This is a genomic window from Candidatus Binatus sp. (genome assembly GCF_036567905.1).
Taxonomy (GTDB): domain Bacteria; phylum Desulfobacterota; class Binatia; order Binatales; family Binataceae; genus Binatus.
Genome location: NZ_DATCTO010000010.1, coordinates 12,854 through 33,880 on the forward strand (window position 1 = coordinate 12,854; position 21,027 = coordinate 33,880).

Here is a 21,027-nt window from a genome sequence, read left to right on the forward strand (position 1 = left end):
GGGCGAAGCAGGATGCGGCCGCGACCCTGTGCTCAGCTATCGCGGCCGGGGTAGGCCTCTTCAAGTTCCCGCGCCACCGAGCGCATCGGCGGACCTACCAGCCGTCCCGAGGGCATCAGCCAGTTAAGAATTCGCGTGAGCGACCGCACACTTGCGACCGGACGCTCCGCGCTTCGCACCATGTCGAGTTCATGCTCGACGATTCGAGAGTTGTTACGATTTGCGAGCCCGATGCCCGCGAGAATAACGCGCCGCTCTTCCACCGCTTACCTCCGCCTCATCCGCCCCTAAAACCTAAAGCACCAAATGAAGATCGCCGAATAATGATCGAATCATACAGATGCCTGCGAAATAGTCAAAAAAATCTTTTGCCGCCGGCCCCACGATTCGCGCCGACCGGCTGTTAGATGCGACGCGCAATGCGCGCTTGAAGTTATGCCGCGCCTATCGTATTGTTGGCGCGTTTCGAGTTTCTGCGTTCAAGTGAACACCGAGCAACCAAGGAGAAAGCGATGCGTAAGGTTCTGCTTCTGGCACTAGTTTCGATGTTCTTCGCCACGGCTTGCAACAAAACCGAGGAGACGGCTCCTGCCCCTCCCGAGGCTGCTGCGTCTGCGGCTGCACCCGCCGAGGCGGCCAGCCCCGCCGCGGCGGCAACCGGCGCGACGGGCGAGACCGGCGCTCCGGGAGCACCTGGCGCACCGGGAGCACCTGGCGCGCCGGGAGCACCTGGCGCTCCGGCTAGTCCGTAGCATTGCCTGGCGCTTGATTCGTTGCGGTGACCGATCAATGCGGTCACCCTGACGACGACGTACTTTTCTCGTTCCTGGCGGGTTCCCGCGCGCCGTCTAGAGCCGTCGGCGCGCGGGAGACTCGCTGACCGGGCGCTCCTCGGCAGGAACCCGCCGAACCCCTGACTCGGACCCTATCGCGTCCGAGCTTGAGTCTCGCCCCGCGTCATCTCGGCAAATAAACTCTCAGTCCGCCCGCAGCATCGCGGCCGACTCCCGCGATCTATTGCTCTTCATCGGGTTCCTTCTCATATCTGCTGCCCCCGGTTTCATCTGGCGGGGCTTCTTTGTGCGGTTGCGAACTCGCACCCGCTTCGGGCGCGGCGTGATGCTCTTCGCCGCGAATTATCTCGACCGCGCGATGCGCCGCTTCTCCCGCAAGCTTCTTCAGTTCCTCCGATTTGCGCGCCAATTCCGCGGTCGTCCGCGACAACTCTGACCTCAGCTGCGCAGACTTCTTCGTGTACTCCGCCCTGAGCTCCGCAATCTTGGCCATCGCCTGCTGGCGGGCTGCGTCGCGCTTGCTGGCGTCTCCCAGCGCCGACCTTAGCTCGGTGGCGAGCTTGCGTCCCTGGTCGCGCAGCGCCGCAATCTGCGATGCCAGTAGCGCGCGGGCCTTTTGCGCCTCGCTCTTGACGCGGGCTTCGATCTTTCGCGCCCTGGTCTCGCGTTCGAGCTTGACCCGCAGCATCCTGGCGGTCTTGCGCAGTTGCTCGAGTTGCCTGAGCGCGGGATTCGCAGGCTTCTTCCGTTTCGCGGTCTTTTTCTTAGTCGGCATCCGTCGCCTCCGGTTGCAAAGCGTTTTCCTGGACCAGTTCCAGCTAAGTCCTGTTTGCAAATAAGATCAACGAGGACCCAAAGCTGAAGTTTTCCGGGCTGGTTTTTCCACACGATGCTAGTGCTACGATGCGTTCGCCATGGCGACTACCATACCCGAACCTGCCGCTTCCTCCGAGCACTTGAAGCCGGGGCTTTCACTGTTCGACTCCGTGACCCTGGTGGCCGGCTCGATGATTGGCTCGGGCATCTTCATCGTTTCTGCAGATATCACCCGTCAGGTCGGTACTCCCGCCGCGCTGCTGATGGTCTGGTTGGTGGCGGGCGTGATGACGATTGCGGGCGCACTCGCGTACGGCGAACTCGCCGCGATGATGCCCCAGGCGGGCGGACAATACGTCTATCTGCGCGAGGCCTACGGCGGAATGTGGGCGTTCATGTTCGGATGGACGCTGCTGCTCGTCATCCAGACCGGCACGATCGCGGCCGTCGCAGTTGCGTTTGCACGATTCGCGGGCGTCATGTGGCCGGTGCTTGGCTCGAACCTCTGGATCGGCGTCGGTGGCGCCGGACTGTCGGGCGAGCGCGCGGGCGCGATCGCCGTGATCGCGATGCTCACCGGGGCCAATCTGCGCGGCCTCAATATGGGCAAGTGGCTGCAAAACTCCTTCACCACAGCCAAAATTCTCTCGCTATGCCTGATGGTCGCGGTTGGATGTCTGATCGCGCCCAATCCAGTCGCGCTTCACGCCAATTTCGGCAGCTCAACCGCATTGCTTGGCACCGGTTCCATGTCAATTGCTGGTGTGGGCGTGTTCGGCGCTGCGATGGTGGGTGCGCTGTTTTCAGCCGACGCATGGGCGAGCGTCACCTTCGCGGCGGCCGAGGTCCGCAATCCCAGGCGCGATCTTCCCCTGGCGCTTGCCTTTGGAACCGGGGTGGTGATTGCGCTCTATATCCTGACCAACGTTGCCTACCTCTGTCAGCTGCCCGCGTCGGGAAATGCGGCCGCAGCGAGTGTAGTGGGGCGCGGAATCGCGCATGCATCGGGTGATCGCGTGGCCGCCGCGGCGATGCAAGTCGTGTGGGGCGGCGCGGGCGCGAAGATCACCGCAATCCTGGTGATGATCTCCACCTTTGGATGCGCCAACGGACTGATCCTGACGGGTGCGCGCGTGATTTACGCGATGTCCCGGGACCGGGTTTTTTTCGCCGCAGCCGGTCGCCTCAATCGCGCCAGCGTACCCGCCGTCGCGCTGGTGATGCAGGGGATTTGGGCGGCGGTTCTAACCTTGTCGGGCACTTATTCCGAACTGCTGGATTACGTGATCTTCGCGCAGTTGATGTTTTACGTGCTGACAGTGTCGGCCGTGTTCGTGCTGCGCCGGCGGCTCCCGGGCGCCCTGCGTCCGTACCGCGCGTGGGGCTATCCTCTCGTGCCGGCGCTCTACGTGGTCGCGGCCTCGGCCTTGATGGTCGATTTGTTGATTCTGAAGCCCCGCTTCACCTGGCCGGGATTGCTGATCGCACTGAGCGGCGTGCCGATCTATTACTGGACGACCGCCCGCCCCCGGGCAATTCAATAAGCCTTGCCCCGGTGCAGGGGCCGGGGCCCGTGCTCACCTCTCGGTAGCGGGAGCCGAATTGCCGGTGCTGTCCTGCGTCGTGGCGATCGGCGCGCCGGCCTCCGCGCAGTCGGATTGCGACAATTTGCCGCTGCGGAACTCGTGCACAATCGTGGTCAGGATGTACGCGCTGCGCTCGGGCGACTGATTGCCGGCGAGTTTGAACAATTCAGCGGCGTTGCGCGCCGCTTCTGCCGCATCTTGGTCGTTCTTTGGCAATCCGTAGATCTGAAATACCTTGCACAGCGATTCGATCCCGTCCTTGCGGTCGCCTTCGGTAACCGGAACGCCGGAACCTTGAGCCGAAGACGTGGTTTCACCCGATCCCCTCATCGCACCACCGACTCCGCGCCACATTGCGCGAACGAGGAAAAAGATCAGAAGCAACACGACCGCCGCGGCGATCGATCGTCCTGCCCTCTGAGCGGGTGAAAGTTCGCTCCACGGAATCAACTCGAATCCGCGCTTGTTTTTGTCCTCGCCCCCGTCGCTTGGGGTTGGCGATGCCGGCGTGTGGATCACCGGCGTGCGAATTTCAGGCTTGAACGGTTTGGGCTGCGGCGACGATCCGCGAATCGATGGCGAAGAAACGCGATCGCCACCCGGCGATGGCGATACGGGATTGATTGCCGGCCTCATCAGCGGGGTCGCACAGTAACCGCAGAAGGCCATGCCCTCCGCGTTATCTTTGCCGCATTGCCTGCATGCAGGCATCAGATCACCTTGGCCTCATTGCCAGATTTTCCTGGAACCAGTGAACCAGTGAAAAAGTCGGTAGCAATATCTCCAGCGATTAGTCTGCGCGACGGGGCGCAAGCCAAAATCGACGACTCTATAGGTATGAAAGCTACAACAGGGGCGCGCAAAGTCAATATGGCTGACGAAAATTCACTTTGCGTCTGACGATCCAGCCAATGCGAATACCGTGGCAATTCCAATTCCGGCAGGCGGTGACATTATCGCGAGCGGGCCCGACGCCCGAACGACCCCGCAATGGCAACCCTGCGTGTCCTTGCTACTGGCGCGCCGTTTCCCCGAGCGCCGCCTTCACCATCGGCTCGAGCTCGCCCGTCTCGTGCAGCTCGCGAATAATATCGCAGCCGCCGACGAACTTGCCGTTGATAAAAACCTGCGGAATCGTCGGCCAGTTGCTGTAGCGCTTGATCGCGTCGCGCAGTTCGGGATCGCTGAGCACGTCGGCGGTCGCGAACGGCACGCCCAAGCCCTCGAAAATAGCAACCGTCGCCGCCGAAAAACCGCATTGCGGAAAGCTGCGGTCGCCCTTCATGAAAATCATGACCTTGTTTTCTTTGACCGCCGATTCGATTTTTTCGATTATGTCCGCCATTTGATTCCTCTACCTCCGGTTCTGATACTGCGCCGGCGTCAGCGTCTTGAGCGTGAGCGCATGCACCCGCGCGCGCATCGCGTCGCCCAGCGCCTGATAGACCAGTTGATGCCGCTCGATTAGACCCTTGCCCTCGAAACTCGGGCTCACCACAAGCGCCTCGAAATGGTCTCCGCCGCCGGTGTAGTCGCGCACCTCGACCTGCGCGTCAGGAATCCCGTGCGCAATCATCGTCTCAATTTCCTTCGGGTCCATCACAGAACCGGCATCTTAACCCGCATCACGCTCGTGAATCCACCAGCAGCAGCCCCGATCCCTGCGGGGTTTCGCGCCCTCCTGCGTGATTCTTTTTCCTGACCAGGGCGCAGGGGTCACCGCTGCCAGTTGCGCCGAAATTAATTCACGACCGAAATGTTCACGACGTGGCCGCTGTTCTCCCCGGGCTTGGCCGGCGAGCCGTAACCCTTGACGCCGTCGAGCAGTTGTTTTGCTCTTGCGCTGATCTCGCCCGCACGGCCTGCGCCTACTATTCGCGAAACCAGCTTGCCGTCAGGCCCGACGAACAGCGTCGTCGGTATCGCCTCGACGCTCATGCTATCGACCAGCCGCTGGTCGGCCAGCGCGATGGGATAATTGATCCGGAACTTTTCGACAAACGGCGCGACTGCCCGCACCCCGTCGCCCTGGATCAGGTCGCACGAGACCCCGATTATCACCAGTCCGCGCGACTTGTTGTATTTCTTGTAGAGTGAGACCAGTTCGGGAATCTGCTTGCGGCACGGCCCGCACCAGGTCGCCCAGAAATCGACGATCACAGGATGGCCGCGGTAATGGCTCAGGTCGATTTCTTTGCCGTCGAGCCCGGGCGCGCTGAAATCCAGGCCCTCATCCGCCGGCGACGGGTTCGCTTGCGGCGTGTCGAGCCGCAGCAGCGGCGCGGGCTCTTCGCGCAGCGTGAAGTTGAAGTTGTAGAATGCACCCACGATCAGCGCCAGCGCGATGATTGCGGCGAGCGCGCGCAATACTTGTTGCCTGCTGCTCATACCTGCTCGATTACCGTCGCGATACCCTGGCCGATCCCGATACACATCATCGCCGCTCCGAGCGCTACCCCGCGCCGGTCATTATTTCCATCGCCGCGAAGTTGACCGCCTGCTCGTCAAATTAGCTCTATATGATACAACGCCGGCGCAGTTCTGACAGCCGCTGAGAGTCGTAGCCGAGCACGCTCGCCAGCACCTCGTCGGTGTTCTCGCCCAGCCGCGGCGCGCGAGTCGAGGGGATATCGGCGTCGCCATCGACAGCGCTCTTGAGCGGCGAGCCGGGCACGATCAGGCCGTGAAAATCCGGATGGTCCGCGTGCAGGATCATGTTGCGCGCCGCCAGATGCGGATCGCGGGTGACTTCCTCGACGTTGGCGATTGGAGCGCACGGGACCGACGCGTCGGCGAGCAGGCGCAACCAATGCTCGCGCGGCCTGGCCGCGAAGACGCGCGCCAGGATCAGCTCGAGCTCGGTATGGTGCGCGGTGCGATCGGAGTTGGTCAGAAATCGCGGATCGTCCTTGAGTTGCGGCATCGCGATCACGTCGCAAAAGCGCAGCCAGATCGCCTCGTTGCCCGCACCCATCACAAAGTAGTCGTCGGCGGCGTGAAACTGTTGAAACGGCGTGATCGACGGATGCCGCGTGCCGAGCCGCCCCGGAATCTTGCCCGACACCGAGTAGCGCGCCAGCGCGTCCTCGAGCATCGCCACCTGGCAATCGAGCAGCGCGATATCGACGTGATTGCCGACCCCGTCACGATCGCGCACCCGCAACGCCGACATGATCGCAATCACGCCGTATAGCGCCGCCGACAGATCGCCCACCGACACGCCGCATCGGACTGGCTCGCCGCCCGGATTGCCGGTGATACTCATGGTGCCGCCGAGCGCCTGCGCCACGATGTCGTAGGCGGGCGCGGAAGTCATCGGCCCGGTCTGTCCGAAACCCGAGATCGAGCACAAAATTATCTTCGGATTGGCGGCTTTGAGTTGCGAGTAGCCGAGCTTGAAACGATCCATCGTGCCCGGCGAGAAATTCTCGACCACTACATCCGCCTTCGCCGCCAGCTCGACAAAGATCGCGGCGCCCTCTTCGATCCGCAAGTCGAGCGTGACGCTGCGCTTGCCGCGATTGACGCTGTAGAAGTAGGCCGAGTCGCCCGACGGCATCATCGGCGCAAAACTGCGCGAGTCGTCGCCGCCGCCCGGCATCTCAATTTTGATTACCTCGGCGCCGAGGTCCGCCAGATTCATCGTGCAGAACGGACCGGCCAATACGCGCGTCAGGTCCAGCACGCGGACACCGCGCAGCGGCTTCTGATCGATCATCGATGGTTATCCTTGCGCAAGGCCTGCCGGGTCCCGCGCAATGTCAAGGCATTGCTCCAAGTCGAGCGGTGGTTTTCCGTGCGGCCGTGCTCAACGCATCGTAGCCGACTCAATGAACCGAGAGAATCTCGTCAAGCAAGTTCCGAAGGCGAAAACAGGCCCGCCCTGGCGCGGTCGGAGCATGGCCGGCAGCCTGCCTTTTGATTTAGCGGTTACAGGCCATTAGTCTTTCATCGACTGATTTTAGCAAAGGTGGGCGACAAAGGATCAAGAGCATGGCGGATGAAATCGTTTTGTACGAAACTCGATACCCGGCCGTGATAATCACGCTCAACAACCCCGAGCATCGCAATGCCCTGAGTTCCGCAATGATCGACGCGCTCATGGCCGCGATTGCGCGCGCCGAAGAGGATCGGCGCGTGCGCGCGCTTGTCTTCACCGGCGCCGGTTCCGCATTTTCAGCCGGAATGGACCTCGGCGAGCTGCGCACAATCCTCGACCAGCTACGCATCGACGATTCCGGCAAGGTCTGGGAGGGTGCGCTTCGCGGCGAGGCGTTGATCGAGCGCGTCTATCGCCTGAGCAAGCCTTCCATAGCGGCCGTCAATGGAATCGCGGTTGGTAACGGCGCCGGCTTCTTGAGCGCCTGCGATCTGGCGGTCGCCGCCGACAGCGCACGAATTGGCTACACCGAAATGAGGCATGGGATTCAGGCGGGGATGGTAATCCTCCATCTGATGCGACTGGTGGGCGAACGCGTCGCGAGATATCTGCTGCTCACCGGCGAATTGGTGACCGCCGATCAGGCGAAAGTTCTCGGACTGATCAATCAGGTCGTACCCGCCGGCCAGCTGATGGACTCCGCGCTTGCATGGGCAGATGCGATCGCGATGAATGCGCCGAAAGCGGAGGCCATTACCAAGTCATTGATGTGCAAATTTTCCGGCCAGGCGATAGCCATGAGTATGACGGAGTATACCGCAGCGCCCCACATCAGCGACGAAACGCGTTCGGGCCTCGAGTCCTTTTTTGAAAAGAAACCGGCGCCTTGGTCGTTCAAGCCGTCATGATTTCCGATAGAGGCCGCTGCCGGCGAGAACCAGGCCGATGATAATCGCGGCGCCGCTGACAATTGGCGGCACGCTGTGGGAAGTCGGCTCGTTGGCCTGGATCTTCAAGTCGCCGAGGGTCACGACGTTCCTGGTCTCGTTGGTGGTGAACTCCGGTATCGCGAGGCCCAACACTCCGAGCAGGGCGATAATCACACCGACGATTACGATTGGCTTCATTGGGTTATGATTGCGCGGGTTTGAGCCCGGCCGCAGGCCTCATGATTGCGTGAATCGCGATCCCGATCAGCAAGATGGCGGCGCCCGCGATTGCGAACGCCTGCCATAGCGGCAGCCATTCGTGAAGCAGCAGTATCGCGGCGCACACAATGCATACCGCGCCGCAAATCATCACTGCGGTCACCGTTAGAGTAGCTATTGCATTAGCCAGTTGCACCTCCAGCGCGGCGGCCACGCTGGTCTGCAGCATGTGGGCCTCGGACTGAAGGATGCGCGTTACGTCGTCCACCGCCCTGCTCACCAGCGTCGGCCAATCCTGCAAGGCCGCCTCCGGCGGGCCGTTGGCGGTGTGAGATTGTTTCTCCGACATGGGATCAGTCGTGGGTCGCGGGTTCTTGACGCTTCAACTTCGCTGGTTTGACCCGTGTTTTGAGATCGCGACGCCGAGCAACGCTGCGATCACGACCGGACCCGCGCCGCGGTTGTTGACGATCGAGCCGAACAGAAAGCCCAGCGCCCCAGCCATCAACGAAGCTCCAAGGGGGTGGCTCTCGATGACATGATCGGGGCGCATCCCGCCTTCCGCGCGTCCAACTTTCGCATTGACCTCGGTCAAGGTGTCGTGCAGGTCCTGGCGCGCGTCGTTGCGCTCAATCTGGATCGCGGAAATCTGTGCTTGCGTCGTCATGTTTTCCATTGTGGTGGTTTCCGCCGCGAGCCTTTGCGCGCTCCGGGTCTTGCCTGCCGCCATCGCCGGTGACCAGGCCAACGATGAAACTGGTGGCTGCCCCGCGCAGCGCGATCCGTCCCACGATGGTCACAAGCGCAAGCCCGATGCGGCTGTTGGCTCCTCCGCCAAGAATAAATCCCGCCGCGCCGGCGATCGCCAGCGCAGTCAGCGGTTCCTCCCTGACGAATTCGCCGACGCTGCGTTCCTGCCGCCGCAGCCGCTCATCCGCATCCGCCAAGATGGCCTCTGCCGAACTATTCATGGCGCGCCCGCTCAGGAAACGCGCCGAACGATCTGCGCCGCGACGTAGCCCACCGCAAACGCAGCCGCGATTGCCAGCCACGGTTCACGGCGCACGAACTCGCGCAGGTCAAAGTCTGCTCCCTGGTCCTTGACGAATTGCTGCGCCGCGTCGTAGCCGTCCTTGACTGCCTGCGCGGCCTTGTCCGCCGCTTGACGGCCCTGATCCATTGCGTTTCGAACCGTGGAATTCGCGGTTTCTTCCATTGTCATTCTTCTTACCCCTGATCTCCCCGGTTGCTATGCGTGGTTGTTGGTTTCGACTGACTCCAGGCGCGGAAATATTTGGCGAGCACCACGGAAGGGGGGAGTCTCCCGGGTGCTCGCCGTTTCGCTCATCGCCTCGCGACGAATGCCGCTTGGCTGCTCGAAGAACGGCCGCTCATGGGGCGGCTGATTTTTTACTTGCCGATTTACATTCAGTTTCATCTGCAGGCGATCGCCGATCACTTCAGCGCCGGCATCTTGAGTCCGGGGATAGCTCCGATCAAGCCGAACGTTTGCAAAATCCAAATCAACACAACCACGAACACGACAATGTTGAGCAAACTCTTGATAGCCCCAGCCATCGGGATATAGGTATTGATTAGCCACATCACCAACCCGACCACGACCAGGATCACGACAATATTGACTAAAGTCACGCGGGATACTCCTCAGGCGCTTTCCCGGCTACCACGACCCTTACCTGTGCAAATTTCTAGGCTACGCCAGCGAGGCAAATAGGTCCACTAGACCACCGTACGGCTTGGTTACACGGGTAACAGAACCCGACGAATCTAGTTGATATCTCCTCGGCTCCAACCGAACCGTCAGAGACCGCCGCGGCCGAGCAGCAACCAGATCACCAGCACGACTAGTATAATCGGCACAATACCTCCGGTGGGACCGTAGTTACTATAACCATAGTAACCACCGCCGCCGCCGAACAACAGAATCAAGATAATGATTAATAGCAACATGATATTCTCCTCGGTCTGTTATTCAATGAGTGCTTACGGCGTTGGATACGTCGTGGTGGTCTGCTTCTGCACGGTTCCGTTGTTTGTATCAGTCGTCACCGTGGTTGTGCTCTGATCGGGAGGCGCGTAGGGCGCCGGCTGGGTATAGGTCCGCTGCACGGTGCCGTTGTCATACTGGGTGGTCGTGGTCGTGTTTGCATTCGCGGCCGGCGCCATCAGGGGCGGAGTCGTGGTATCGTATTCCCTGGTCGTCGTGGTTTCCGTGACATGAGTAGTAGGCGTACAGCCGGCCAGCCACATCATCGCAATACCAACACCAATAGCCACTGCGGAATTAGTTATGTATTTCATTGCTCAAGCTCCTGTCTAATCTTCTACTCTGTTGCCGGCCGATATACATCAGTAAGTGCCGCGACTAGGTTAAATTGAGTTATATGGGGAACCAAAGATCGTGGGACTTCGCACCGTCATCGCGAAGTCATCCGCCAGTCTCCGTCGCCCAGCAGCTCGAGCATCTTGTGATGGTAGCGGGACAACCTATGGCGGTCGCCCACACTCACCACGTTTATCTTGGCCGATGCGAGACAGTCGTAGAGGAACTCTTCGTTGCCCGCGTCCAGCGCGCTGGTAGCTTCATCCAGAAATGCGTACTCGGGGCGATTGAACAGCAGCCGCGCAAAGGCGATTTGCTGTTGTTCGCCGAGCGAGAGAAGGTCGTCCCATTTGACCTCTGCGTCGAAGCCGCCAAGCCGCTCGGGCAAAGCTTTGAGGTTGACCATCTTGAGAATCGCGATGAGTTCATCGTCACTCACTTTGCCCGCGTGCGGATAGCAGAGCTGGTCGCGCAGCGAGCCGAGAATCATGTAAGGCCGCTGCGGCAGAAAGATCATAGCGGAGAGCGGAGGCCGAATGATGCGCCCGCTACCCGAGCGCCACAGTCCCGCCACCGCCCGCAGCATCGAGGTCTTGCCAACCCCGCTTTCACCGACAATCAACAGACCCTCACCGGCGGCGACTTCGAATGACATCGCGCGCGCCAGGGTCTTGCGGTTGTCCGGAGTTTTGAGCGTAAGCTGCTCGACCGCGAAGCGCGGCGCCTCGACGGTTTCGATTTGCGTCTTGATATCCGGGTGGATCGCCTCGGCCGAGACGACCTCCACCGTCGCTTGCGCAAGCTGCCCTTTTTCGGCCACCTCGAGGTATCCGCCGAGCCGCTCGACCACTGCCGCAAAATTACTCAATGAATTGAATTGATCGATAATTATCGACAACGAGGTGCGCAGCGTGATGAAGGCGCCGCTGGCCTGGGTGATCTTGCCGAACTCGATTTTGCCGGCGAAAAAAGATGGCGCGAGAATGAAATAGGGCAGCAGCGGCAGCAGGAAATCGTAAGCATAAGTGAAGAACGCCAGGTTCCTTTGCCAGGAGATAAGCAGATTGAAGTTTTTTATCGTCGCGTGCAGACGCTCCAGCAACTCGCCTTGTTCGCGCCGCTCGCCGCCGTAAAGCGCGATCGCTTCCGCGTTATCCCGCAAGCCCACCAGGGCGTAACGAAAATTCGCCTCGCGCCGCCGCTGTGCGAAATTGATTCCGATCAGCGGCCGGCCGATAACGATGGTCAGGATCGAGCCCCCGCCCACGCAAACTGCAAGCACACCGACCAGCATCGGGGATATCAGCCATAGCACGACCAGAAATGACGCTGCGGTAACCAGACCCTGCAGAACCTGCATCACGAACCCCACCGTGAAGTTGGTGAAGGTGAGCAGATCCTCACTCACTCTCTGGTCGGGATTGTCGATGCTCGGGTCGGAGCTGATTCGGTAGAAGGCGCGATCGTGGAAGCTCTTTTCCAAAAACTGCTCGGTCAGCCATTGCCGCCAGTTAATCATCAATCTTGCGGCCACGTATGCGTCGACAGCGACGATCGGCGCCGCCACCAGGTTGTAGATGATTACGAGCAGTATCTTGTGAGAAAAAACCGGCGCGTTTCTTTCCGCCAGCGCCGTCATCAGGTCGCGGTTTACGTAGCTGAACACGACGTTGCCGGCCTTGATGGAACCGCTCAAAAGAATGGTGAGGGCTAACAATCCGTATGCGACAAATTTCTGGTCGGATACCCAGTAGGGCTTAGCCAGACGCCAGAGCCTGCTCCAAAACAACCGGTCGAATCTGTTCATCGTTCTCCCTCTGGGAGCTGCGCATAACTGCCCACGCCTCTCCGCGGCACTTAGCCCAGAGCTACGCTACTTTTGATTGGCCGAAAAGCTTCGGTTGAAACCGTTCCTGCTGGTTCCGCTCATTTGCGTCCGCTGCCGCCGCTTCGGGCCAGGCCGCTGTCGGCACCGAGCTCGCCATTATCAATCCTGGCGATCAAATCGGTGGAGCACATTTCCTGCTGTTGACTGGTGGAGCAACGCGCATTTCCATCCAGCGATCGCTCGGTTTGCTGAAGTCTTGGCCGAGCTCATTTATGCATACAGGGTTCCCGTCGTGAAGATTGCGTTACAACTGCGGCTCGAGAGCTTTGCCTTTTCGCGGCGCCGCTCAGCACAGCGGTGGCGGTGACCGCGCCGAGCGGCGTTCACGAGGACGAGGACATGGAGGGTCACCTGGCGGTCCTATTCCACGTAGCGATGCCGCAGCGCCACCACGTCGCGATACGGGAGCACGCCCAGGATCTTGCCGCCCTCATCGATGACCGGAAAAGCACGGAACAAATATCTCGCGAACAGCTCGGAGGCGTTTCGCAGGGTGCTCTGGGGACTGAGGGTGACCACCTTCGTGTTCATGATCTCGCGCAGCCGGGCCGTCCCCTCGGCCAGCAACAATGCCTTGCTGTCTACCACTCCGAGGAGCCGGTCTCCCTCGTCAATGACGTAGATGTAGGTGATCTCGACGTTGCGCTTCGCCGCCCGCGCGAATTCGGCGCATGTCTGTGCGACCGTCTTGTCCGGTGCGAACCTCAGGAACCCTGAGGTGACGAAATGGATGACTCTCTCGTCCTGCTTCTCCAGGATGGCCGCGATCTTGGCCGCCTTCTCCTTGTCGGCGAACAGCTGCGTCAGTGCATGGACGTCCCACCACGGCAGAACGGCCAGGAGATCTGCCGCCTGACCGGGGGTCATCTCGTTGATGAGCTGCGCCGCCTTCTCTTTGTCGAGCGACGCAATCATCTCCCGCTGCACCTTGGGGTCGAGCGCTTCGAGCGTGTCGGAGGCTTTCTCTATGTCCAGCCCCGCGAAGATCGCCATCCGGGGCTCATGCCCCAGCTCCTCGAGGACATCGGCGAGGTCGACCGGCGGGATCTCGGAGAGCTGCGCCCGCAGCACCTTGAGCTTTACGCTGCCGGTGAAGCTCCCGAGTGTCTCTGGCAGGGGCGCTACGTACCTCCAGGGAACCCGGTCCCCGTTGCCCTTGGCGGCGGGCTTGGCGAAGAACTTAGCGAGCCAGCCCAGCCGCATCCGACGCAGCATCGCGGCCGTGCTCAGGTCGACGTTCACCACGAGGAGCTTGTGGTCGATGAGGGCCAACTCGATGTCGTAAACGACCGCGAGCTCCCGCCCCTTTTGGTCGAGCACCTTCTTGTCGAGGATATAGTCCTTCAACAAAAGTGCAGACGGCGGGAACGCGTCGGCATACGACTCCACGGCATCAATCTCCAAGACCACTTTATCGTCATCGAACGAGGTGACCGTCTCCCACGGGACGACGAGACGGGGCCGCCCGAACGGCCGGCTGATCGACAGGTGCGTGACCTCCGCATACTTGTCTCTGTCCACGATGACGAACTCGTCCAGGCTGCCCACGCGTTCGCCCTTCGCGATCACTGGCATACGCACGACCGCGCTCAGGTTGAAGGTCCGCTCAGGCGCGCTGAGTTTGCCGGCAGGTGCGTTGCTCATGATCCCCTCACTTCAGGCTGACGATGAATTTGTACGCCATCAGGCCAACCAGGAGAAACAGGTAGAGCCGCAGCGTCAGCAGACAGACCTTCACGAACAACGTCATTTCGATCTGTGGCGTGGCGTACTTCCTATTGATGGTTCTCACGCCGGTGACCAGGCTCTTGAATACGACGGCCAGAACGTTCATGCGTCTCCTGCCTTAAGCGCTACTGCAGCAGATTGGGGAAGAGAGTGCTGACACCGTACATGGTCGAAACCACGATGATGACAACCACGATGCTGATGTTGACGATATTCTGCCAGGTGGTGTTCACGTACTTCCCCATCGTCTGCTGGTCGTTGAGGAGCAGGATCAGGAACACCAGTGCGGCCGGGAGCAGGGTCGTGGCGATGACCTGCACGAAGAGCGTGATGAGTACGAGGGGCGCCTTGGGAATCAAGACGATGGTTCCAGCCAGCACCAAGTCGAAGAAGTAGTAGGCATAGAACCAGGGAGCCTCCTGAATCTTTCGGTTCAAGGAATGCGCCCACCCGAATACCTCGCCGAAAGCCCACGAACTCGCCAGGGAGATGCAGATGGCGCCGAGCAGTCCGGCGTCAAACAGGCCAATTGCGATGATCATGCCGACGTACTTGTTCAGCGGCATGATCTGGATGGCGGCCTGCGCCGCACTCTCGACGGGCTTGCCCGGCAGAAGCTTCGCGCAGACGATGATCAGAAAGATGGCGACGATGACGGTCAGGAACGAGCCAATGGCCGTGTCCCATTGCTCGAACGAGATGTCCTTCTCCTGCAACCCCTTGTCGACGACGGAGCTCTGCTGGAAGAAGAGCATCCAGGGGGCGATGGTGGTGCCGATGTTGGCCATGAGCACGAAGAACAGGTCGTTGGTGAAACCGCCGGGCGGAAAATGGGGGATGAGGCTGTTGCGAACGATGTCATGGAGCGACGGATGGACCATGAATGCGGCGGGGATGTAGATGAGGTTCCCGACGCAGAACACGAGGGCGATTTTCTCCCACGTCCAGTAGCGCCCGGTGACGATCATGGCGCCCATGACCAGCCAGCAGCCGATCACCGTCAGCCAGGCCGGGATGCCGAAGATGCTCATGGCCGCCGTCATGCCGATGAATTCGGTAATCATCGTCAGCCAGTCGGTTAGGACGAGGTCGAGGAGCGAGAACCAGCCCCAAAACGATCCGAAGGCACAGAAGATGGCCTCAGCGTGGCCGCGCTTCGTCACGGCGCCGAGGCGCACCGTCATTTCCTGAACGAAATACGCCACCGGGCCGAGCAAGATCAGGAACCACAGGAGGTGGTTGCCATACTTGGCTCCGGTCACCGTGTAGGTGGTAATGCCTCCAGCGTCGTTGTCAGCGACCATGACAATGATACCCGGCCCCGCAATCACGGCGAACATCCGCAGCGCTTTGGCGGACCTCCGCAGCTGATAGAACAGCCTCGCGAGGATGTTGAGCTTTTCCGCCGAGATCGGCTCAGCCTGTGTCACGCCGGCTCTCCTATTTGGCTCATTACAATTCCCAGTGGAGTCTTAGGCCGAAGACGGACACCGGCCCACGGTCGCGATTGAATGCCGGGTTGCTGATGAACTGGTAATCCACGGCCACATGGGCAGGTTCCCAGATTGGGAAATCATAATAGGCTTCCACAGCTTTCTCGCAGCCGTAAGTCAGCGCGCCGTCGCCGGCAAGTATGCCCAAGCCGCCCGCCTCCAGGAATTTCTGGTTCGAGCGCGAAGCACCGCTCACGATGCCGGCAAGACCGAAGGTGTCGCCGGGCCGCTGCCACCTGTCACCTTTGACGCTCACCCCCAGCGACGCCGTCCAGTTAGCATCGCTGTAGGTCCACGCTTGTTCGTGGCCGTCATTCCAGCCCAGGCGCGAAAACAGGCCGGCGTTCTCCGCAACTTCCTGTTCCCAGTTCAACCCAAAGCCGTATTTGTAGCGGTAGGCTTGCGCCGCTGAGATATCCGCTCCCGGACCTTTGGCCAGCACAATGGCAGTCGCCGCATGGTTACTGGCCATATCAGCTTCGTTGAGCCAGGCCAGAAACCGAATCGCCGCCGGATGAGCGTTGACGCTGTAACGGCGCTCAAATTCCACCACCATTCCCCAAGCCCGCAAGAACGGGCCATCGGCGCCAGCTGAGCCAGTGGCTCCGCTGGGACGCCACATGAGGAACTGGTCGTCAGCCGTGAAAGAATTCTGGACCCGCGGCATTTGGAAAAATCCGTAGCGCAAAGCCCATTTCGGCTGATTTAATTCCACGGCAATTCCGGTGGTGTATCCGACGGGATCCGCCGAGTAATCCCATGTGAGGTTGCCCACCATCGCCCAATTCATAAACTGGGTGTGCGGGTCTTGCGCGTAGGTGTTGTGGTCGAAAATGTCCAGGGGGCTGAACCGGCCGATGGTGAAGGTCATCCGCGAAATGTCCTGTTTGCCCGCAAGCGTGAGCTGGTCGTCGGGCACGGCCTCCTGTTCGCCGCCCAAGCCGATGGTTTGACGAATAAACAAGCGCGCAAACTGAAAGTAGGGAGTCTCGGTGCCGATTTTGTAGGCGTCACCGTTGGGGAATGCCTCGATGCCCAAGGTTTTGCTCAGGCCGAATCCCTGCCACATCAGTCCGTCGACGTGCGCCTCGGCGCCGCGCCATAACCGCACGCCGGCAAACAAGTCCAGCGTAACTGTTTCCTGAACCTCGCCCTTGCCGCTCAGGCTCTGTGGGCCGGAGTACTTGGCTGCAAAACCCGGGTCGCCCTGCCCGATGTCGGTATTCTGAACGTGCCAATTCCAAATCTGGCTTGGCCCATTTGCCCCCTTCTCCGTGGCGCTTGATGTCGGTTGCGCCGCGGGAATTGCCGCCGCACCCGGCCCCGCCGTCGAAGTTGCGTCGGTGGTTGGATCGGGGCTGGCAGCGAGAGCCGCGCGGCCCCAGCTAAAGAAGCAGGTGACCACGATAATGGCAACGCTTATCCCCGGCGTTACGCCCAGGAGCAAATCGATAGTTTGAGCGAAAATATCCCTTGGGCTCCTATAGAAAGAAGCCTTCGCTTCGACATATGGGGGTGCGACGAAATGGTTGCGGATAGCTGCGGCTAGCGTCGACATCTTCCGGGCTCAGTGGCCGGGATGTCGTCGCTACAACGATAACTCGGTCAGGCTGAAATTTCTAAAGATACATATGGTCGAAAAAACCTATCTAGTTCGTCGCATCCAGTCAAGAAAAAAATACCATACCCGGTAGGTGATGCGCCTTCGAGCAAGCCGATAGTTAGAGCGAGAATCAATCTCATTATGGGCGCCCGCCGAGGGACATCCTTTAGTGCTTTCCTCGGACGATCCCGACGCTGCCTGCGGGGCTAGGCGGCGGCCGGGGCGCGCGCGAGTTCGAACGTGCCGAGTTCGATGCCGTCGTTCGAGCGCAGCACTATCTTGGTCGAGAGCCGATGCTCGAGCGTCTCGAGATCCTTCGCCCCGTGATCGTAGAGGTAACGCGCGACTTCGGGATTGAGCTTGACGATCAGCATATCACCCGCGGACTTGGATACGGCCTCGCGCTGAATCCCGCGCAGCACTTCGGCTGCGAGAGTCGGCACCGATTTGACGACGCGCCGGCCGTCGCATCGCGGACACGTATCGGTCAGCAGTTTCTCCAGGCTCTCGCGCGTGCGTTTGCGCGTCATCTGGACCAGCCCCAGTTCGGAAATTTTGAGCGCCGAGGTCCGCGCCTTGTCGCGCTTGAGCGCAATCGCCAGTGCGTCGCTGACTTTCTTGCGATCGCCCTCGCGATCCATGTCGATGAAATCAACTATGATGATTCCGCCGATGTTGCGCAGCCTCAGTTGGTTTACTACTTCCTCTACGGCTTCGAGGTTGGTCTTGAAGATGGTGTCGTCCTGGCTGCGCTTGCCGACGAAGCGCCCGGTATTCACGTCGATTGCGGTCAGCGCTTCAGCCTGATCGAAAACCAGGTAGCCACCCGACTTGAGCCAGACCTTGCGGTCCAGCGCGCGTTCGATCTGCGGTTCTATATTAAACCGATCGAACAGCGGCGTGGCGGCGTCATGGAGCGTGACGCGCGCCCGCAGCCGCGGCATATAGTTCTGCACGAATTGTACGATCCGGCTGTAGGTTGTCGGATCGTCGCACCATAGCCGGTCCACCTCGCTGGAAAAGAGGTCGCGCACGATTCTCAATGCCACGTCGAGATCGCTGTAAAGTATCGACGCCGGCGGCATGCTCTCGTTCTTGCGCAGAATCGAGCTCCACAGCTTGGTCAGAAAGGCGACGTCGCGCTGGATTTCGCGCCGGCTGACGCCCTCGCACGCGGTCCGCACGATGAAACCGCCCTGCGGCGGCCTGAGTTCTCCCACGTCGGCGCGCAGCCGCGCGCGTTCCTCGGCGCTGGCGATTCGCCGCGACACTCCGATGTGATTGCTGGCCGGCGTATAGACCAGATGGCGCCCGGGCAGCGAAATCGACGACGTCAGCCGCGCGCCCTTGGTGCCCATCGGTTCCTTGGCGATCTGAACCATTATGTCCTGGCCGCGACGCAGTTGCTGCTCGATGGGAAGCCGCGAGCGCTGTGGCGCCTGAGTCCGGCGGCCTCGGCCGCGCCGCCGTCCGCGCGATGGCCGCGCGGCCCCGCTTTGATCGCCGTTGCCGTTGGCGGCGGCTTCGTCGGCCGGGTTAATCTCTGCATCGGCAAACTCGTTGTCACCGATCGGCTCGGTCTCGACATCTTCTTCGCCGATCACTTCCGCCACGGTGTTGAGCGCGGAGACTCCGTCGTAAAAATCCGAGACGTGCAGGAAGCCCGCCTTCTCCAGCCCGATATCGACAAACGCAGCTTGCATCCCGGGCAGCACGCGCGTGACCTTGCCCTTATAGATGTTGCCCGCCAGCCCAACCTGGCGATTGCGCTCGAGGTAGAATTCGGCGAGTTGGTTATCCTCGAGCAGCGCCACCCGCACCTCCAGTGCGGACGCGTTAATTGCGATTTCTCGTTTCACAGATGGACTCTCTATTCCGGCAAATTCGATGTGATTGCGTGGCGAAGAGCGATCGCCGGGAGTTGTCGCGCGGGCGTCGCGAGCGATGAAGAAAGCGCCCGCGTCCAGTGGGACATCGTTTTACCCTTGGCGTCGACAACTTGGCCACGATCATACGAGGCACGCCCGGCCACCGCAAGCAAGCTTGATTAAACCATCAATAACGGGCTTTTAATCCACGGGTATCTTGACATGGTATCGGGGGGCCGATACTCGTCTTGTGATGTCTGCTGCGGCCGACATGGTTGCGCCCAATTTCCCGGGAGCGGGCCTGCTCAACAGCAGGGTCCTCGTTCTCAATCGCTCGTATCTCCCGGTTCACGTTACCTCGGTAAAACGCGCGTTTGCGCTGCTTTATCAGGGCGTTGCGAAGGCCGTCGATGAGCAGTATCGCACCTTCGACTTCGACAGTTGGCGCGACTTGTCAATCGAAGTTCAACATGAGCGGCTGGGGATAGTAAACGGCTTCATCCGCGTGCCGCGGGTCCTTTTGCTGACGGCGTACGAGCGCGTACCCAAGCGCCACGTGCGATTCTCGCGCTTCAACATCTTCGCCCGCGACGGCAACACCTGCCAGTATTGCCGCAAGAAATTGCCGCGCACCGAGCTCAACCTCGACCACATCATTCCGCGCTCGCGTGGCGGGATGTCCACCTGGGAGAACATCGTATGCTCGTGCCATCACTGCAATCGGCGCAAGGGTGGCCGCACCCCCGACGAAGCAGGGATGCATCTGTTCCGCAGGCCGCGACGCCCCGAGTGGACTCCGTTTTCGTCCGAGATGTTCAGCCTGCGGCGGTACCGGGAATGGATGCCTTACCTGTCGCAGGTCGATAGCGCTTATTGGAATACCGAGCTCATCCAGGATTAGCGTCCAGCTTTTCACTTTTTTAATACCGGCCGCCCGTGCCAACGGGCGAAATCCACAATTTGCTGGGGTCGGCTGTCCGGCGACACACGATATGTTGGGGGTGCTCTTGACCCTCCCAGGGTACTTTGGGATAAGCTTTGGGAAGGTGGTGGTGGTGCGGTGGAGGCAAGCGCAGCATGCGTCTTAAGAGCCTTGAACTACTAGGCTTCAAATCGTTTCTCGATTCGACGACGATCGGTTTTGCGCCGGGGATGACGGCGGTGGTCGGTCCCAACGGATGCGGCAAGTCGAACGTCGTCGACGCGATCCGATGGGTGCTCGGCGAGCAGGCGCCGACCCGGCTTCGCGGCAAGAGCATCGAGGACCTCATTTACGCCGGCAACGAGTCCAATCCTGCCGCCGGAATGGCCGAGGTTTCTCTCGTGCTGGAGGCCGAAGAAGGCAGCCAGCTTCCCGAGCCGTATGCGGCGCTCAGCGAAGTCGCGGTGACGCGGCGCGCGTACCGCTCCGGCGAGTCGGAATATCTGCTCAACAAAATTCCGTGCCGGTTGAAGGACATCACCGAGTTCTTCATGGCGGCGCAGATTCACAGCCGCGGCTATTCGCTGGTCGAGCAGGGCCGAATCGAGGAAATTATCCAGGCCAAGCCGCACGAGCTGCGCACTCTGGTCGAGGAAGCCGCCGGCTTGTCGCTGTTCAAGGGCCGGCGCGAGATGAGCGAGCGCAAGCTCGAGCGCGTGAAGGAAAATCTCGCGCGCGTGGACGACGTGCTCAGTGAAATCGAGCGTCAACTCAGCTTCGCCCGCCGGCAAGCCAAAAAAGCCGAGACCTACAAGGTCGTCAAGGCGCAACTCGGCGAACGGGAACGTTACGCCGCCGCGCGCCGCCTGATCGATCAGCGCGAAGAGCTGGCGATACAGACCGGCCGCGACGCGGAGTTGAAAAGCCGGCTCGACCGCGCCTGCGCCGGCGCCGTGG

At 60.8% G+C, this 21,027-nt stretch carries 26 protein-coding genes; 4 read left to right on the forward strand and 22 right to left on the reverse strand.

All coding sequences use genetic code 11. From position 1 onward, the window contains the following. Positions 1-32: 32 nt before the first annotated feature. Together VIO10_RS01025 and VIO10_RS01030 are read right to left on the reverse strand one after the other, a co-directional pair. Positions 33-263, reverse strand: coding sequence for a hypothetical protein (locus tag VIO10_RS01025; RefSeq protein WP_331958080.1), 231 nt, complete (start codon positions 261-263; stop codon positions 33-35). Between the two features lie 751 nt (positions 264-1,014). Further along, entirely contained in the window at positions 1,015-1,569 is a 555-nt protein-coding gene (locus VIO10_RS01030; protein WP_331958082.1) for a hypothetical protein, read from the reverse strand. Positions 1,570-1,708: 139 nt separating this feature from the next. Between VIO10_RS01030 and VIO10_RS01035 the strand changes: the two genes are divergently transcribed. Continuing rightward, a complete protein-coding gene (locus VIO10_RS01035; protein ID WP_331958084.1) occupies positions 1,709-3,154 on the forward strand; it encodes an APC family permease in 1,446 nt (481 codons plus the stop codon). Between the two features lie 33 nt (positions 3,155-3,187). Here the strand turns inward: VIO10_RS01035 and VIO10_RS01040 are convergent, their stop codons facing one another. From VIO10_RS01040 to VIO10_RS01060, 5 genes are all read right to left on the reverse strand, one after another. After that, entirely contained in the window at positions 3,188-3,832 is a 645-nt protein-coding gene (locus VIO10_RS01040) for a hypothetical protein (protein ID WP_331958086.1), read from the reverse strand. Positions 3,833-4,208: 376 nt separating this feature from the next. Further along, positions 4,209-4,541: a Grx4 family monothiol glutaredoxin gene (gene grxD, locus VIO10_RS01045; protein WP_331958088.1), complete on the reverse strand. Its 333-nt coding sequence runs from the start codon at positions 4,539-4,541 to the stop codon at positions 4,209-4,211. Between the two features lie 9 nt (positions 4,542-4,550). Further along, on the reverse strand, positions 4,551-4,796 hold the full coding sequence (locus VIO10_RS01050; RefSeq protein ID WP_331958090.1) for a BolA family protein: 246 nt from the start codon (positions 4,794-4,796) through the stop codon (positions 4,551-4,553). 140 nt (positions 4,797-4,936) lie between these two features. Beyond that, positions 4,937-5,584, reverse strand: coding sequence for a TlpA disulfide reductase family protein (locus tag VIO10_RS01055; protein ID WP_331958092.1), 648 nt, complete (start codon positions 5,582-5,584; stop codon positions 4,937-4,939). Positions 5,585-5,711: 127 nt separating this feature from the next. Beyond that, positions 5,712-6,914: a CaiB/BaiF CoA-transferase family protein gene (locus VIO10_RS01060; RefSeq protein ID WP_331958094.1), complete on the reverse strand. Its 1,203-nt coding sequence runs from the start codon at positions 6,912-6,914 to the stop codon at positions 5,712-5,714. Positions 6,915-7,189: 275 nt separating this feature from the next. Between VIO10_RS01060 and VIO10_RS01065 the strand changes: the two genes are divergently transcribed. Then, positions 7,190-7,984 (forward strand): enoyl-CoA hydratase/isomerase family protein, encoded by a 795-nt coding sequence (locus VIO10_RS01065; protein ID WP_331958096.1) that lies wholly within the window; start codon positions 7,190-7,192, stop codon positions 7,982-7,984. On the opposite strand, the gene VIO10_RS01070 is transcribed toward VIO10_RS01065, so the two are convergent. The 15 genes from VIO10_RS01070 to VIO10_RS01140 form a co-directional block, all read right to left on the reverse strand. Further along, complete coding sequence (locus tag VIO10_RS01070; protein ID WP_331958098.1) at positions 7,979-8,203, reverse strand: hypothetical protein; 225 nt, start codon at positions 8,201-8,203, stop codon at positions 7,979-7,981. The genes VIO10_RS01065 and VIO10_RS01070 overlap by 6 nt on opposite strands. 4 nt (positions 8,204-8,207) lie before the next feature. Then, on the reverse strand, positions 8,208-8,573 hold the full coding sequence (locus VIO10_RS01075) for a phage holin family protein (RefSeq protein WP_331958100.1): 366 nt from the start codon (positions 8,571-8,573) through the stop codon (positions 8,208-8,210). Between the two features lie 33 nt (positions 8,574-8,606). Then, positions 8,607-8,891, reverse strand: a complete 285-nt coding sequence (locus tag VIO10_RS01080; RefSeq protein WP_331958101.1) for a hypothetical protein — start codon at positions 8,889-8,891, stop codon at positions 8,607-8,609. Beyond that, positions 8,854-9,195, reverse strand: coding sequence for a hypothetical protein (locus tag VIO10_RS01085; protein WP_331958103.1), 342 nt, complete (start codon positions 9,193-9,195; stop codon positions 8,854-8,856). Before VIO10_RS01085 ends, VIO10_RS01080 begins: the two co-directional genes overlap by 38 nt. Before the next feature lie 11 nt (positions 9,196-9,206). Continuing rightward, entirely contained in the window at positions 9,207-9,440 is a 234-nt protein-coding gene (locus VIO10_RS01090; protein ID WP_331958105.1) for a hypothetical protein, read from the reverse strand. A gap of 33 nt (positions 9,441-9,473) precedes the next feature. Further along, positions 9,474-9,662, reverse strand: coding sequence for a hypothetical protein (locus VIO10_RS01095; protein ID WP_331958107.1), 189 nt, complete (start codon positions 9,660-9,662; stop codon positions 9,474-9,476). A gap of 17 nt (positions 9,663-9,679) precedes the next feature. Then, positions 9,680-9,877, reverse strand: coding sequence for a Thivi_2564 family membrane protein (locus tag VIO10_RS01100; protein WP_331958109.1), 198 nt, complete (start codon positions 9,875-9,877; stop codon positions 9,680-9,682). Positions 9,878-10,045: 168 nt separating this feature from the next. Continuing rightward, entirely contained in the window at positions 10,046-10,195 is a 150-nt protein-coding gene (locus VIO10_RS01105) for a DUF3309 family protein (protein ID WP_349259209.1), read from the reverse strand. Between the two features lie 33 nt (positions 10,196-10,228). After that, the gene (locus VIO10_RS01110) at positions 10,229-10,522 is read right to left on the reverse strand and encodes a hypothetical protein (protein WP_331958113.1); all 294 of its coding nucleotides are present in this window, start codon (positions 10,520-10,522) and stop codon (positions 10,229-10,231) included. Positions 10,523-10,662: 140 nt separating this feature from the next. Next, positions 10,663-12,375, reverse strand: coding sequence for an ABC transporter ATP-binding protein/permease (locus VIO10_RS01115; protein WP_331958115.1), 1,713 nt, complete (start codon positions 12,373-12,375; stop codon positions 10,663-10,665). Between the two features lie 441 nt (positions 12,376-12,816). Continuing rightward, the gene (locus VIO10_RS01120; RefSeq protein WP_331958117.1) at positions 12,817-14,100 is read right to left on the reverse strand and encodes a magnesium transporter MgtE N-terminal domain-containing protein; all 1,284 of its coding nucleotides are present in this window, start codon (positions 14,098-14,100) and stop codon (positions 12,817-12,819) included. Positions 14,101-14,107: 7 nt separating this feature from the next. Then, a complete protein-coding gene (locus VIO10_RS01125; RefSeq protein WP_331958119.1) occupies positions 14,108-14,290 on the reverse strand; it encodes a hypothetical protein in 183 nt (60 codons plus the stop codon). Between the two features lie 19 nt (positions 14,291-14,309). Next, complete coding sequence (locus tag VIO10_RS01130; RefSeq protein ID WP_331958121.1) at positions 14,310-15,614, reverse strand: divalent metal cation transporter; 1,305 nt, start codon at positions 15,612-15,614, stop codon at positions 14,310-14,312. 22 nt (positions 15,615-15,636) lie between these two features. Next, the gene (locus VIO10_RS01135) at positions 15,637-17,235 is read right to left on the reverse strand and encodes a carbohydrate porin (protein WP_331958123.1); all 1,599 of its coding nucleotides are present in this window, start codon (positions 17,233-17,235) and stop codon (positions 15,637-15,639) included. A gap of 251 nt (positions 17,236-17,486) precedes the next feature. Continuing rightward, positions 17,487-19,139: an Rne/Rng family ribonuclease gene (locus VIO10_RS01140; protein WP_331958125.1), complete on the reverse strand. Its 1,653-nt coding sequence runs from the start codon at positions 19,137-19,139 to the stop codon at positions 17,487-17,489. A 310-nt stretch (positions 19,140-19,449) separates the two neighbouring features. Here VIO10_RS01140 and VIO10_RS01145 point away from each other — a divergent pair, with 310 nt between their 5' ends. Both VIO10_RS01145 and VIO10_RS01150 read left to right on the forward strand, forming a co-directional pair. Further along, a complete protein-coding gene (locus tag VIO10_RS01145) occupies positions 19,450-20,049 on the forward strand; it encodes an HNH endonuclease (protein ID WP_349259210.1) in 600 nt (199 codons plus the stop codon). Between the two features lie 176 nt (positions 20,050-20,225). Beyond that, the coding region (locus VIO10_RS01150) for an AAA family ATPase (RefSeq protein WP_331958129.1) at positions 20,226-21,027 on the forward strand (802 nt) is incomplete at its 3' end.